Here is a 16,429-nt window from a genome sequence, read left to right on the forward strand (position 1 = left end):
AAGATTGTCATCAAAGAAAGTGGTGCAAGTGGCGAAGTTCGCACTTACGAAGTCTTGCTCAAGAAAGATCAGGAAACAAAAGCTGTTACCTTTGAATTAACAGATGTCACTGAGAAAGTTGAAAAAATGACTGTGAACTATAGCCTAGTTTATCAGCCTGTATCAGCACCAGTAGTGGAAAGAGCGGAAGAATCGGGTGAAGAACCTGCTTCAGAAGCACCAGCAGAGACAAGCCCAGAAGTTAAAGAAGAAACAGAAGCTCCAGTAGCACCAAAAGCAGAAGAGCCAACTGTAACAACGCCAAAAGCAGAAAAACCAGTGTCTCCAGCACCAACAGAATCAGCGCCAGAGGTAGAAAAACCAGCTGAGCCTAAAGAAGCAGAATCAACACCTGAAGGAACATTTACAGGAACAGCAGAATCAGCACCAGATTCAACAGAATTAGTGGCAAATGGAGCTTCAGGAAGAACAGAAGGGGCTTCAGAAGTAACTCCAGGAGTAACAGGAAAAGAAACTGAAGAATCAGGAACAGAAGCACCTACAACTCCAAAAGAAGATACACCTGAAGGAACAGTTTCAGAAGGAGAAACAGGAACAGAGTCAGCAGAATTGGCTGAACCAAAAACAGAAGCACCTACAACTCCAGAAAATAAAGAAGAACAACCAGGTGCAACAGAAGCACCGGAACCAAAAGTAACAGAGTCCGAGGCAGCGAAACCAGCTCCAAAAGAAGCAGGAACAACAGCAGGAAATGAAGTAAAAGAAACTGAAGAAGCAGGAACAGGTTCAGAAGTAGCTACAACAGGTGCACCAGCAGCGGAAGGAAGTTCAGAAGCGACTCTAGGTTCAACAGAAGAAGCTTCAGGAACAACACCAAAAGCAGAAGTTTCAGAAGCACCAGTGGTAGAGGCTACAACTTCAGGAGAACAAAGCCAACCAGCAGAAGAAACTCCAGCACCATCAAAACCAGAAACCCCAGCTTCAACAGAAGCAGCTACAGAGGCTACAACTTCAAGTGAAGTAGGCAATGCAGAAGAAACCTCTGTTGAGGAGACAGGAAAACAAGATAGCGCAACAAATACACCGTCAGCTGAGTCTAAAGAAGAAGCGGTAACAACACCAGAAGCAACAGAAAAAGAAGCAAAAGCAGAAGAGTCAGCAGAACCAGGAACATCTGCAACTGTGGAATCAACACCAGCAGGAGAAGAAGGTAAAGCCGAAGCAACGGAAGAAGCTGAAGAACCAGGAATAATAGCAGAAGCAACCCCAGCACCAAAAGAATCAGGAGAAGAAGGTAAAGCGGAGGATTCAGTTTCTTCAACTGAATCTTCATCAACTGCTTCTGAAGGGGAGTCAACAGCTACGCAGCCAGCTGTAGAAGAAGAAACAGATTCAACATCGGAAGCTGAAGAACTTGCAACTACGGAAACAGCAACAGCACCAAAAGCGGAAGAGCCAGAGGCGGCAACCCCAGCTTCAGAAGTACCATCAGAATCAGAGTCGAAAGAAGAAGATTCATCTGCAGGGGATACAACAGTTACAGAAGAACAGCCGGCTTCAGAAACTGTCTCTGAAGGTGGGTTACCAGCTACACAACCAGCTGGAGAAGAAAATAAATCCGAACCAACGTCAGAAACTTCAACTATTCCATCTGTAGATGCTACAAATGATTCAGGTAATTCAGAGTCATCACCTTCAGTAACAGAAGGCAATAAAGAAGAAACAAATTCACAAAATACTGAAGCTTCGACTGTGAACGAAAACTCAGAATCATCTAATTCAGATTCAGAAAAACCACAGGGTGATGAACCAGCTGTACAAGTAGGATCAGACCCAACAGCGTCAACAGAAGGAACATCTACAGGAAAAGAAGAATCAGCACCAAAAGCAGAAGAAAAACAAGTCGACAAGAAACTAGAGCTTAGGAATATTTCAAATGTGGAATTATTTACAGTAGAAAATAATAAATATCGACATGTAACCTCATTTGATACGGTTCCAAATAATCCTAGCAACTACTTTATGAAAGTAAAATCAGAGAAGTTTAAAGATGTGATGTTACCTGTCTCAAGTATTACAAGTGTCAGAAGAGATAATCAAGAAGTATATAAAATTGTTGGTCGAGCAAATGATTTAATTCAACATGAAAATGATAGTACTGTAGAAAATTATACTTATTATTTACCAAAAACTATTAATAGTGAAAACGAAGTTTATACATCATTTAAAAATCTAGTAGAAGCAATGAATAGAAATTTACATGGTACGTTTCGTTTAGGAGCAACTATGGATGCTCGTGAAGTAGAACTTTCGGATGGTCAAGAAAGTTATATAAATCAAGAATTTAGTGGTACATTAATAGGTACAAACAATGATAAGAACTATGCTATATATAACTTGAAAAAACCGTTATTTAAAGTTTTAAATCATGCTGCTATTCAAGATCTTTCAATAAAAGAAGCTAATGTTTCTTTGAAAGAAGATGCTGCTACAATAGCGAAAGAGGCGAATAATGGTACTACAATTACAAATGTTCATTCATCAGGTGTAATTGCTGGTGAGCGTAGCATTGGTGGTTTGGTTTCAAAAGTAACTGACTCTACAATTTCTAATAGTAGTTTTACAGGTAGAATAACAAATACTTATAATACAAATGCTACTTATCAAATAGGTGGTTTAGTTGGCAAACTTTCAGGTGTTGGTGCTTTAATAGAAAACTCAATTTCATCTATCGATATGGCGACAAACGCTAATCAAGGGGACCAAACAGTTGGTGGTATAGCTGGGGTTGTTGATAGAAGTGCTAGAATTAGTAATAGTTACGTTGAAGGAAATCTTAACAATGTGAAGCCTTTTGGTAAAGTAGGAGGAGTTGTAGGTAATCTTTGGGATAATTCAGGTGAAGTTGAAAATTCAGGTCGACTATCTGATGTATTAAGCGATGTCAATGTTACTAACGGTAATGCTATTGCTGGTTATGATTTTAATGGTATAAAAGCAACTAACACTTATAGTAATAAAAATAATAAGGTGGTAAAAGTAGTTCAAGTAGATGACGAAGTACTTAGTAAAGATTCTGAAGAGCAAAGAGGAACTGTGCTAGAAGCGGATGAGATTAATGTGAAAAAAGCTCAACTTGTTCCTAAAAATAATATTAAAACTGAGGACTTTAATTTCTCTTCTAAATATGGAACGGATTATAGTAAATTAAAAGATGTTGATGTTTCTAGGTTAAGGGTATATAAAAATATAGAAAAATTACTGCCATTTTATAACAGAGAGACTATTGTTAAGTATGGTAATTTAGTGGATACTAATAATGCTTTATATACTAAGGATCTTGTGTCTGTAGTTTCAATGCATGACAAAGAAGTAATTTCTGATATTAATAAACATAAAGCTAGTATTAATAAGTTGTTACTACATTATTCAGATAATACTTCTCAAACATTAGATATAAAATATCTACAAGATTTCTCTAAAGTAGCAGAATACGAAATAACTAATACAAAATTAATATACACACCTAATACGTTATTACATAATTACAATAATATTGTAAAATCTGTTTTAAATGATCTGAAATCTGTTCAATATAATTCAGCTGATGTTAGAAAAGTATTAGATATTTCTAATGATATAAAATTAACAGAATTATATCTAGATGAACAGTTCGATAAAACAAAAGCAAATATTGAAGATACTTTATCAAAACTTCTTTCTGCAGATGCGGCAATAGCTGTAAATAATAATTCGATAATAGATAATTATGTAGTAGAAAAAATTAAGAATAATAAAGAGGCGTTGCTTTTAGGTTTAACATATCTTGAACGTTGGTATAATTTTAAATATGATAATGCAAGTGCAAAAGATTTAGTATTATATCATTTAGATTTCTTTGGTAAATCAAATAGTTCAGCTCTAGATAATGTTATTGAGCTAGGTAAATCAGGATTTAACAATTTATTAGCTAAAAATAATGTAATTACTTATAATGTATTATTATCAAAAAATTATGGAACTAAGAGTTTATTTGAGGCATTGGAAAAATATAGAAAAGTTTTAGTGCCGAATAAAACAAATAACGAATGGTTTAAAGAACAATCTAAAGCTTATATAGTAGAAGAAAAATCTACAATTCCTGAAGTAAGCGAAAAACAATCTAAGGAAGGGACGAAGTATTCTATTGGAGTATATGATAGATTAACTAGCCCTTCTTGGAAATATCAAAGTATGGTGTTACCGTTATTAACACTACCTGAAAAATCAGTGTTTATGATAGCGAATATTTCAACTATAGGATTTGGAGCCTATGACAGATATAGAAGTTCAGAATATCCTAAGGGAGAAAAATTAAATAAATTTGTAGAAGATAATGCAAAAGAAGCGGCTAAACGCTTTAGAGATCATTATGATTATTGGTACAAAATACTAGATACGAAAAATAAAGACAAATTGTTTAGAAGTATTTTGGTATATGATTCTTTCAGATTTGGTAATGATAAAGATAAAAATACTAGTCAAGCAGATTTTGAAACTGATCATCCAGCAATAAAACATTTCTTCGGTCCTGCGGGGAATAATGTTGTTCATAATGGACACGGAGCATATGCTACGGGAGATGCGTTCTACTATATGGCTTATCGTATGCTTGATAAGGCTGGCGCAGTAACATATACTCATGAAATGACACATAACTCAGATAGAGAAATTTATCTTGGAGGATATGGAAGAAGAAATGGGCTTGGACCAGAGTTTTATGCAAAAGGATTATTACAAGCTCCCGATCATCCAGATGATGCAACAATCACGATAAACTCTGTATTGAAATATGATGAAGCGGAAAATGCTAATAGACTACAAGTGAAAAATCCAACTCAACGATTTAATAATGCAGAAGACTTGCGTAAATATATGCATAACTTATTCGATTTAGTTTATACACTTGAAAAATTAGAAGGAGAAGCAGTAGTTAACTTAGGTGCCAATGAGAAAGGTGAGCTATTAAGGAAAATAGAGAATGAGTATAAACCTGATCCTGATGGAAATGATGTTTATGCAACGAATGTAGTCCGTAGATTAAAACCTGATGAGCTTAATAAGTTAACCTCTTTCAATAGTTTAATAGAAAACGATATAATCACAAGAAGAGGGTATATTGATGAAGGTGAGTATAAACGAAATGGATACTACACAATCAATCTTTTCTCGCCAATATATTCTGCCTTAAGTAGTGATAAAGGGACTCCGGGTGATTTAATGGCTCGTCGTATGGCATTTGAACTATTAGCTGCAAAAGGATATAAAGAAGGTATGGTACCATATATTTCTAACCAATATGAAAATGAAGTGAAAGCTAATGGAAGTAAAATTAATTCATACGGTAAAGAAGTAGGATTGGTAACTGATAAATTAGTGCTTAATAAGATATTTAATAACCAGTATTCATCTTGGGCTGATTTTAAAAAAGCTATGTATAAAGAACGAGAAAATAAATTTAATAACTTAACAAATATTAGCTTTATAAATCCTAATAATTGGGGACGTCAAGAGACGATAACTATTGATAGTATTGCTAAGTTAAGAAATATAATTAAAGAAGCGGTTCAGGCGGATGCTACTAATTATGCTTCAATATTATATCCAAAAGAAAGTAGTAAAGTTTACAAACTTAAAAAAGCTATTTTCAAAGCTTATCTAGATAAAACTGATGATTTTAGAAGTTCAATTTTTGATGAGGAAAATAAATTTACTAATTAGGGTAGCACATGAAGATAGGTTTCGTTTCTTCATGTGTGAAACTCTTTCCTTTTTGGTTTTGACTAGCTTTTTTGTGAAAAATTGTGTAAAATAGAATAGATAAACGAGGGGAAACCTCGGAAAATTTAAAGGAGAATCCATCTAATGGTAAAATTGGTTTTTGCTCGCCACGGTGAGTCTGAATGGAACAAAGCTAACCTTTTCACTGGTTGGGCTGATGTTGATTTGTCTGAAAAAGGTACACAACAAGCGATTGACGCTGGTAAATTGATCAAAGAAGCTGGTATCGAATTTGACCAAGCTTACACTTCAGTATTGAAACGTGCGATCAAAACAACTAACTTGGCTCTTGAAGCTTCTGACCAATTGTGGGTTCCAGTTGAAAAATCATGGCGCTTGAACGAACGTCACTACGGTGGTTTGACTGGTAAAAACAAAGCTGAAGCTGCTGAACAATTTGGTGATGAGCAAGTTCACATCTGGCGTCGTTCATACGATGTATTGCCTCCAAACATGGACCGTGATGATGAGCACTCAGCTCACACTGACCGTCGTTACGCTTCACTTGACGACTCAGTTATCCCAGATGCTGAAAACTTGAAAGTGACTTTGGAACGTGCCCTTCCATTCTGGGAAGATAAAATCGCTCCAGCTCTTAAAGATGGTAAAAACGTATTCGTAGGAGCTCACGGTAACTCAATCCGTGCCCTTGTAAAACATATCAAAGGTTTGTCAGATGACGAAATCATGGACGTGGAAATCCCTAACTTCCCACCATTGGTATTCGAATTTGACGAAAAATTGAACGTAGTTTCTGAATACTACCTTGGAAAATAAAAAATTGTAAGTCTAGAATTGATTTCTAGGCTTTTTATGTTAGTATGGTAGTATGATAAGGAATAAAAAACAAGATTATGTACTGGCCTACAAGCAACCAGCGTCAACAACATATAAGGGCTGGGAAGAAGAGGCCTTACCGATAGGAAATGGTTCTTTAGGGGCAAAAGTATTTGGGCTTATAGGGGCTGAGCGGATTCAATTCAATGAAAAAAGTCTCTGGTCTGGATGTCCACTTCCTGATAGTTCAGATTATCAGGGTGGAAATCTTCAAGAACAGCATAACTTTTTAGCTGAGATTCGGCAGGCTTTGGAAAAGAGAGATTACAATCGGGCTAAGGAACTGGCTGAACAGCACCTGGTCGGGCCCAAAACGAGTCAATATGGGACCTATCTGTCCTTTGGGGATATTTTCATTGAGTTCAGCCAGCAAGGTACGACTTTGTCTCAGGTGACGAACTATCAGAGACAGCTGAATATTAGTAAGGCACTTGCGACGACTTCTTATGTCTATAAGGGAACGAAATTTGAACGTGAAGCCTTTGCCAGTTTTCCAGATGATCTCTTGGTTCAGCGCTTTACTCAGGAAGGGTTGGAAACTCTAGATTTTACTATAGAACTATCCTTGACCCGTGATTTGGCTTCTGATGGAAAGTATGAACAGGAAAAATCTGATTACAAGGAATGCAAGTTGGATATTACTGATTCTCATATTTTGATGAAGGGGAGGGTTAAGGACAATGACCTGCGGTTTGCTAGCTGTTTAGCTTGGGAAACGGATGGAGACATTAGAGTCTGGTCAGATAAGATTCAGATATCAGGAGCCAGTTATGCCAATCTCTTCTTGGCGGCTAAGACAGATTTTGCCCAAAATCCTGCTAGTAATTATCGCAAGAAACTAGATTTAGAGCAACAGGTGATAGACTTGGTGGACACAGCTAAAGAAAAGGGCTATGCCCAATTGAAATCAAGGCATATTGAGGACTACCAAGCATTATTCCAGCGTGTTCAATTGGATTTGGGAGCTGATGTAGACACATCCACTACAGATGATTTGTTAAAAAATTATAAGCCACAAGAGGGGCAGGCTTTGGAGGAGTTGTTCTTCCAGTATGGACGGTATTTATTGATTAGTTCTTCTAGAGACTGTCCGGATGCTCTACCAGCTAACCTACAGGGAGTCTGGAATGCGGTCGATAATCCTCCTTGGAATTCGGACTATCACCTGAATATCAACCTGCAGATGAATTATTGGCCAGCCTATGTTACCAATCTCCTAGAGACGGCCTTTCCGGTTATCAACTATATCGATGTTTTGCGTGTCTATGGTCGCATAGCGGCTGCAAGGTATGCAGGAATCGTCTCTCGGGAAGGAGAGGAGAATGGTTGGTTGGTTCATACTCAAGCGACTCCTTTTGGCTGGACGGCACCTGGTTGGGATTACTATTGGGGTTGGTCACCAGCTGCCAATGCGTGGATGATGCAAACTGTTTATGAAGCCTATTCATTTTATAGGGACCAAGACTATCTCAGGGAGAAAATTTATCCCATGTTGAGGGAAACGGTTCGTTTTTGGAATGCCTTTTTACATAAGGATCAGCAGGCGCAGCGTTGGGTGTCTTCTCCGTCTTATTCGCCAGAACATGGGCCGATTTCGATTGGCAATACCTATGACCAATCTCTGATTTGGCAGTTATTTCATGATTTTATTCAGGCTGCTCAAGAATTGGGACTGGATGGGGCTTTGTTGACTGAGGTCAAGCAGAAGTTTGACTTGCTTAATCCTCTTCAAATCAATCAATCTAGTCGAATCAGGGAGTGGTATGAGGAGGAAGAGCAGTATTTTCAAAATGAGAAAGTGGAGGCCCAACATCGGCATGCTTCCCATCTGGTGGGACTCTATCCTGGCAATCTCTTTAGCTATAAGGGGCAGGAGTATCTTGAAGCCGCGCGTGCTAGTCTCAATGATCGTGGAGATGGGGGCACAGGTTGGTCCAAGGCTAATAAGATCAATCTCTGGGCGCGTTTGGGAGATGGCAATCGAGCCCATAAATTATTAGCAGAGCAGTTAAAGTCATCCACCTTGCCAAATCTTTGGTGTAGCCATCCTCCTTTTCAGATAGATGGTAATTTTGGTGCTACTAGTGGCATGGCAGAAATGTTGCTCCAGTCTCATACAGCTTATCTGGTACCTCTAGCTGCCCTACCTGATGCATGGTCAACAGGTTCCGTTTCAGGCTTAATGGCACGTGGACATTTTGAAGTGAGCATGAGGTAGGAGGATAAAAAACTCTTACAGATGACCATTTTATCAAGAAGTGGAGGAGAATTGAGAGTCTCTTATCCAGGTATTGAGAAGAGTGTGATTAAATTGGATAAAGAAACAATAAAAGCGAAATGCATAGAGAAAGATTGTATTTCGGTAGCAACAGCAGAAGGCAATCTGGTTCAATTTTATTTTTAAGAAGATGTTAGAAGGCAGTGGTTTGAGACTGCCTTTTAATAAGGATTTGAGAATGTAAGCAGTTTCCAACTAGTTGAAAAAGCGTTATAATGGTAATAGGAAGTAATACTCAATGAAAATCAAAGAGCAAACTAGAAAGCTAACCGCAGGTTGCTCAAAACAGTGTTTTGAAGAGATTTTCGAGGAGTATAATTTGTTTAAGAGAGGGTGGGTCTGATGGCTTATATTGAGATGAAACACTGTTACAAGCGTTATCAGGTTGGGGACACGGAGATTGTGGCCAATCGTGATGTGAATTTTGAGATTGAGAAGGGTGAATTGGTTATTATCCTTGGTGCATCTGGTGCAGGTAAGTCAACAGTTCTCAATCTCCTAGGGGGAATGGATACCAATGATGAGGGGGAAATCTGGATTGATGGTGCCAATATTGCAGACTATAGTTCCCACCAGCGAACCAATTACCGCCGCAATGATGTCGGTTTTGTTTTTCAGTTTTATAACCTAGTTTCCAATTTGACTGCTAAGGAAAATGTGGAACTGGCTTCTGAAATCGTGACGGATGCCTTGGATCCTGAACAGGTCTTGACAGATGTAGGTCTGGCTCATCGTCTCAATAACTTTCCAGCTCAGCTTTCTGGAGGGGAGCAACAGCGAGTCTCCATTGCACGCGCGGTAGCCAAAAATCCTAAAATTCTCCTTTGTGACGAACCGACAGGTGCCTTGGATTATCAGACGGGCAAGCAGGTTTTGAAAATCCTCCAAGATATGTCTCGTCAAAAGGGAGCGACGGTGATTATCGTGACTCACAATGGAGCTTTGGCGCCCATTGCTGATCGCGTGATTCATATGCACGATGCCAGTGTCAAGGATGTGGTGATCAACCAGCATCCTCAGGATATCGATAGTTTGGAGTACTAGCATGATCAAGCGAAAAACCTATTGGAAGGACTTAATTCAGTCCTTCACAGGCTCCAAGGGGCGTTTTTTATCCATCTTGACCTTGATGATGTTGGGTTCTTTAGCCCTAGTAGGCCTCAAAGTGACTAGCCCCAACATGGAGGCGACAGCTAATGCTTATTTAAGAGCTGCTCAAACCTTGGATTTGGCAGTTATGTCTAATTATGGTTTGGATCAAGAAGATCAAGAAGAACTAAAACAGACGCAGGGCGCAGAGGTTGAGTTTGGCTATTTGACAGATGTGACTATGGATAATGGGCAGGATGCCATTCGGCTGTACTCCAAACCAGATCGAATTTCAACCTTTCAGCTAAGAAAGGGACGACTTCCGCAGTCAGATAAGGAAATCGCCTTGGCAAGTCATTTGCAAGGTCAATATCGTGTGGGACAGGAGATTAGCTTTAAAGAAAAAGAAGGTGGTCATTCCTCTTTAAAAAATCATACATATACCATTACTGGTTTTGTGGATTCAGCTGAAATCCTCTCCCAGCGAGATATGGGCTACGCAGCAAGTGGAAGTGGGACTCTGACAGCCTATGGAGTGATTTTACCTAGTCAGTTTGATCAGAAAGTTTACAATATAGCTCGTTTGAAATATCAAGATTTGGCAGGTTTAAATGTTTTTTCAGAAGCTTATGAAGAGAAATCCAAGCAACATCAGGAAGAGCTTGAACAAGCTTTGTCAGATAATGGCAAGGCACGTCTGCAAGTGTTGAAAAAAGAAGGGCAAGAGTCTCTCGATAAGGGGCAAGAGACCCTTGACAAGGCTGAGACTAATTTGCAGGAAGGCAAGCGTCGTTTAGCAGCTACTCAAGCTCGTATACAGGCTCAAGAAAGTCAACTAGCCTTGCTTCCTCAAGCCCAGAGAGAGCAGGCCAGTGCTCAACTTACCCAAGCCAAGCAGGAATTGAGCAAGGAAGAGGATAGGCTAAAGCAGGCTGAACAAAATCTAGACCAAGAAAAGGAAAAATTAGAAAAACATCAGCAAGTCTTGGATGATTTGGTGGAGCCAAGGTATCAGGTCTATAATCGTCAGACCATGCCAGGTGGTCAGGGCTATCTCATGTATAGCAATGCTTCATCCAGTATTCGAGCAGTGGGCAATATCTTTCCTGTGGTGCTTTATGCCGTAGCAGCCATGGTGACCTTTACGACCATGACTCGCTTTGTGGATGAAGAGCGAACACATGCTGGGATTTTTAAGGCCTTGGGTTATCGTAGCAAGGATATTATCGCCAAGTTTCTCCTCTACGGCCTAGTAGCTGGGACTGTCGGAACAGCTCTAGGTAGTATACTTGGCCATTATTTACTAGCCAGTGTGATTTCAAGTGTCATTACAAAAGGCATGGTGGTGGGAGAAACCCAGATTCAGTTCTATTGGACCTATAGCTTACTGGCTCTTGTCTTAAGTTGGTTGGCGAGTGTGTTACCAGCCTACTTGGTAGCTCGGAGGGAACTTCATGACGAAGCAGCCCAGCTTTTACTGCCTAAACCTCCTGTTAAAGGAGCTAAAATCTTACTGGAGCGCATCGGTTTTATCTGGCGCCGTCTCAGTTTTACTCATAAGGTAACAGCCCGCAATATCTTCCGTTATAAGCAGCGGATGTTGATGACGATCTTTGGTGTGGCAGGTTCTGTAGCCCTTCTCTTTGCAGGTTTGGGAATCCAATCCTCTGTGGCAGGAGTTCCGTCCAGACAGTTTCAACAAATCCAACAGTATCAGATGATTGTTTCTGAAAATCCTAGTGCGACCAATCAGGACAAGAAAGAGCTAGAAGGAGTGTTGAAAGGGCAGGACATCAAAGCCTATCAGAAAATCTATTCTAAAACGCTAGACAAGGATTTCAAAGGTAAGGCTGGTCTTCAAACCATTACGCTTATGATGACAGAGAAGGAGGATTTGACTCCCTTTATTCATCTGCAAGACCATCAGCAAGAGTTGACATTAAAAGATGGAGTTGTCATCACAGCTAAACTCGCCCAGTTGGCAGGTGTCAAGCTTGGACAAACTTTAGAAATTGAAGGTAAGGGGCTAAAGGTCGCTGCTATTACTGAGAACTACGTTGGTCACTTTATTTATATGAGTCAGGCTAGCTATGAGCAACTTTACGGACAGCTACCCCAAGCCAACACTTATTTGGTCTCGCTAAGGGATACCAGTGCTACTAGTATCGAAAGGCAGGCAGGCTTGCTTATGAATCAATCTGCGGTGTCCAGCGTTGTCCAAAATGCTTCAGCCATTCGACTCTTTGACTCGGTCGCAAGTTCACTCAATCAGACCATGACCATCTTGGTCATCGTATCGGTTCTGTTGGCTATTGTTATCCTCTACAATCTGACTAACATCAACGTAGCTGAGAGAATCCGTGAACTCTCTACTATCAAGGTTCTCGGTTTTCATAATAAAGAAGTCACTCTCTACATTTACCGTGAGACGATTGTGCTGTCCCTTGTGGGAATCGTACTTGGTCTGGTAGCTGGTTTCTATTTACACCAATTTTTGATTCAAATGATTTCGCCTGCGACTATTCTCTTTTATCCGCAGGTAGGTTGGGAAGTCTATGTAATTCCAGTGGCAGCAGTAAGCACCATTCTGACCTTGCTTGGTTTCTTTGTCAATCGCCATCTGAGAAAGATTGATATGCTTGAAGCCTTGAAATCTGTAGAGTAATACTCAATGAAAATCAAAGAGCAAACTAGGAAGCAAGCCGTAGGTTGCTCAAAGCACCGCTTTGAGGTTGCAGATAAAGCTGACATGGTTTGAAGAGATTTTCGAAGAGTATAAGGTAGTTGTTTTTAGCTGATTGATCTTGTATTTACTTGTAAACAAAAATCCTCCGCTTCAAAGAGCAGAAAACTCTTTGTGACAGAGGATTTTTTCTATAGGGCTTTAGCAGCTGCAATTGCGGCTTCGAAGTTTGGTTCAGAGTTGATATTGTCCACGTATTCAACGTAGCGAATTGTATTGTCAGTATCGAGGACAAAAACTGCGCGTGCCAATAGATGCCACTCATTGATTAAGAGGGCATAATCACGTCCAAAGGAATGGTCGAAATAGTCTGAGAGCATGATGGCATTTTCAATACCTTCAGCACCGCACCAACGTTTTTGGGCAAAAGGGAGGTCCATGGAAACAGTCAAGACAACCGTATTATCCAGTCCAGCCAGTTCTTCATTAAAACGACGTGTTTGAGTTGAGCAGATACCTGTATCGATAGAAGGCACGACACTCAAGACTTTTTTCTTGCCATCAAAATCAGCCAGAGATTTTTTAGAAAGGTCTGTTGTAGTGAGTGAAAAATCAAGCGCCTTGTCGCCGACTTGTAGTTGTTTACCTGTAAAGCTCACAGGATTTCCGAGAAAAGTTACCATAGGATACTCCAATCTTTTTTCTTCCATTGTAGCTGAAACAGTCGAAATTTTCCAATGATTTGACCGGAAATGTGGGCATAGAAAAAACGCCAGCTCATGTGAGAATGACGTTTTTCAGATTTTTTATCTATTTGATATTTCTCGAAGGTAGTGCGGACGGGAGCAACTTCCTTCGGAATTTCATCCCTAATTTTTGAGCCCTAGGTCTCAAAAATTCCGTCCTAGATAAGATCAAAGTTCTTATCTAGGATACCACTACAGTGAGAAATATCTGGTAAAAACTCACTTCGTTCGTACTGATTTAAGAAATCTTTATTCTTATAAACGCTGTTTTGTAGCTAGAGATAGAACTAACAAAGCTAATATTAGAAGTAATGTAAAGAGAGACAAGAACCTAGTAATAGATAAACTAATATCTAGATTATTTAGCCAATCCTTCAGCAATCTTGTCAAGGTTGTATTTCATCATGCTGTAGTAGCTGTCGCCTTCTTTACCTTGTTCTGCGATAGAGTCAGTAAAGATTTGTGCGTAGATTGGGATGTTTGTGTCTTGAGAAACAGTTTTCATTGGACGGTCATCCACACTTGATTCTACAAAGAGTGATGGAACTTTTGTTTGGCGAAGTTTTTCAACCAAGGTCTTGATTTGTTCAGGTGTTCCTTCTTCTTCAGTGTTGATTTCCCAGATGTAAGCACTTGGGACACCATAGGCTTTAGAGAAGTATTTGAATGCTCCTTCGCTGGTTACAATGAGTTTCTTTTCAGCAGGGATATTATTAAATTTATCCTTACTTTCTTTATCAAGTTTGTCTAACTTATCAGTATATTCTTTGAGATTTTTTTCATAGAATTCCTTGTTGTTAGGATCTTTAGCGCTCAATTGTTTGGCGATATTTTTAGCAAAGATAATTCCATTTTCAAGGTTAAGCCAAGCGTGTGGGTCTTCTTTACCTTTTTCATTTTTTCCTTCAAGGTAGATAACTTCAACACCTTCACTGACTGCAAAGTAGTCTTTGTTTTCAGTTTTCTTAGCATTTTCTACCAATTTGGTGAACCAAGCATTACCACCTGTTTCAAGGTTGATACCGTTATAGAAAATGAGGTCTGCCTCAGAAGTTTTCTTAACATCTTCAGGAAGTGGTTCGTATTCGTGTGGGTCTTGCCCAATCGGAACGATACTATGAAGATCAATTTTGTCACCAGCAATATTTTTAGTAATATCAGCGATGATTGAGTTTGTAGCAACAACTTTTAGTTTTTGACCAGAAGCTGCATCTTTTTTTCCACTAGCACATGCTACAAGAGCAATGACGGAAAGAAAGAGAACGAGTAATGTACCTAATTTTTTCATTAGATCCTCCAATTTATTATTGGGGCTTTGCCCCTTATTTTAACAAATGTTTATTTTTTAGTTTCAAATATCGTTGTTTTGGAGCGATAAAGAAGCTAATGAGAAAGAAACTAGCAGCTGTGAGCACGATACTAGAACCTGCCGCAACGTTAAAGCTATAACCGATAAAGAGTCCCAAAACTGAAGCAGTAGCTCCAAAGGTTGAGGAAAGGAAAATCATACTTTTCAGGCTATTAGCATACAGATAAGCAGTTGCAGCTGGGGTAATCAGCATGGCTACAATCAGGATAGTTCCGACACTTTGCATGGCTGTCACAGACACGAGAGTCAAGAGTACCATGAGAAGGTAGTGATAGAAATTGACAGGCATTCCCATGGCTTTAGCCAAGAGTTCATCAAAGGATGTTATCAAGAGTTGCTTGAAGAAAATCCAGATTAACAAGAGAATGACTGCCCCAACACCCATAGTAATAAACATATCCGTATCTTGGACGGCTAGGATATTACCAAAAAGGATATGGAAAAGGTCAGTTGAACTTTTAGCGACACTAATCAAGATGATACCGAGGGCTAAGAAAGAAGAAAAGGTAATGCCGATGGCGGTATCGCTTTTGATAATCGAGTTCCCCTTGATGTAGGTAATGATGATGGCAGCTAGCAGTCCAAAGACAATGGCTCCGATAAAGAAGTCAAGGCCCAAGATAAAGGAGAGGGCTACACCTGGCAAGACAGCATGTGAAATAGCATCTCCCATGAGTGACATCCCGCGTAGAATGATGAAACATCCTACAGCTCCAGCTACGACCCCGACGACAATGGCTGTTATCAAGGCATTTTGTAAGAAATGGAATTTTTGCAATCCATCGATAAATTCTGCAATCATAGGTCACCTCCATTGAAAAAGAGTCGATTACCGTAAGCTTCTTTGAGATTGGCTTCGGTAAAGGTTTCTTTGGTTGGACCAAAGGCAATCACTTCTCGATTGACAAGCAAGACTTGATCGAAGTAGTGGGGAACCTTGCTGAGGTCGTGGTGGACGATGAGAACCGTCTTCCCAGCTTTTTTCAGATCTCTCAGCGTATTCATGATGATTTCCTCACTGACAGAGTCAATCCCAACAAAGGGTTCATCCAAGAGGATATAGTCGGCTTCCTGTACCAAACATCTGGCAATCAAGACCCGCTGGAATTGACCTCCAGACAGTTGACTGATTTGCCGTTCAGCATAGTCAGCTAGACCGACGATTTCAAGGGCTTCTTGCACTTTCTTCCAATGTTTAGCCTTTAAACTTCGAAAGAGAGGGATAGAGGGAAAGAGTCCTAACGAGACACATTCCTTGACCTTGATGGGAAAGTTGTAGTCGATATTGATTTTTTGTTCGACATAGGCGATTCGATGTAAGGATTTTTTAACTTCCTTGTCATCGAGAAATGCCTGACCTTGATGTGGGATAATGCCCAGCATACCTTTTAATAATGTTGATTTTCCAGCACCGTTTGGGCCAATGATACCTGTAATTGTCGGTCCATGGAGCACTAGTGAAATATCCTTAAGTGCCAACGTTTCTTTGTAGGAGACACTGAGGTTTTCGATACGTATCATAAACTTATATTCCTCCTGTCTCTTAATATACATTAAAAAAAAAATTAAGTCAAGTTAATTTTTAAAAAAATTAAAATAATAACTGA

Annotated in this window: 8 protein-coding genes and 1 pseudogene; 5 read left to right on the forward strand and 4 right to left on the reverse strand. The window is 39.5% G+C overall.

The features are described from left to right. Positions 1–54 precede the first annotated feature (54 nt). The 5 genes and pseudogenes from HT698_RS03410 (at position 55) to HT698_RS03430 (ending at position 12,689) form a co-directional block, all read left to right on the forward strand. Complete coding sequence (locus HT698_RS03410) at positions 55–5,760, forward strand: ZmpA/ZmpB/ZmpC family metallo-endopeptidase (protein ID WP_240147374.1); 5,706 nt, start codon at positions 55–57, stop codon at positions 5,758–5,760. Between the two features lie 144 nt (positions 5,761–5,904). Next, positions 5,905–6,597, forward strand: a complete 693-nt coding sequence (locus HT698_RS03415) for a phosphoglycerate mutase (RefSeq protein ID WP_000240129.1) — start codon at positions 5,905–5,907, stop codon at positions 6,595–6,597. A gap of 52 nt (positions 6,598–6,649) precedes the next feature. Then, a pseudogene (locus HT698_RS03420) lies at positions 6,650–9,061 on the forward strand (glycoside hydrolase family 95 protein). Positions 9,062–9,277: 216 nt separating this feature from the next. Further along, complete coding sequence (locus HT698_RS03425; RefSeq protein WP_049494632.1) at positions 9,278–9,979, forward strand: ABC transporter ATP-binding protein; 702 nt, start codon at positions 9,278–9,280, stop codon at positions 9,977–9,979. A gap of 1 nt (position 9,980) precedes the next feature. Then, on the forward strand, positions 9,981–12,689 hold the full coding sequence (locus HT698_RS03430) for an ABC transporter permease (RefSeq protein WP_173219867.1): 2,709 nt from the start codon (positions 9,981–9,983) through the stop codon (positions 12,687–12,689). Positions 12,690–12,898: 209 nt separating this feature from the next. Here HT698_RS03430 and tpx read toward each other — a convergent pair whose 3' ends face one another. From tpx to HT698_RS03450, 4 genes are all read right to left on the reverse strand, one after another. Next, positions 12,899–13,390: a thiol peroxidase gene (gene tpx / locus HT698_RS03435; protein WP_000256026.1), complete on the reverse strand. Its 492-nt coding sequence runs from the start codon at positions 13,388–13,390 to the stop codon at positions 12,899–12,901. A gap of 421 nt (positions 13,391–13,811) precedes the next feature. Next, on the reverse strand, positions 13,812–14,741 hold the full coding sequence (gene psaA / locus HT698_RS03440) for a metal ABC transporter substrate-binding lipoprotein/adhesin PsaA (RefSeq protein WP_023933209.1): 930 nt from the start codon (positions 14,739–14,741) through the stop codon (positions 13,812–13,814). Between the two features lie 34 nt (positions 14,742–14,775). Next, positions 14,776–15,624, reverse strand: a complete 849-nt coding sequence (locus HT698_RS03445) for a metal ABC transporter permease (RefSeq protein WP_000559787.1) — start codon at positions 15,622–15,624, stop codon at positions 14,776–14,778. After that, positions 15,621–16,343, reverse strand: coding sequence for a metal ABC transporter ATP-binding protein (locus HT698_RS03450; protein WP_000619146.1), 723 nt, complete (start codon positions 16,341–16,343; stop codon positions 15,621–15,623). The genes HT698_RS03445 and HT698_RS03450 overlap by 4 nt, the downstream gene beginning before the upstream one ends. Positions 16,344–16,429 lie beyond the last annotated feature (86 nt).

The organism is Streptococcus sp. 3109 (genome assembly GCF_013276905.1).
Taxonomy (GTDB): Bacteria; Bacillota; Bacilli; order Lactobacillales; family Streptococcaceae; genus Streptococcus.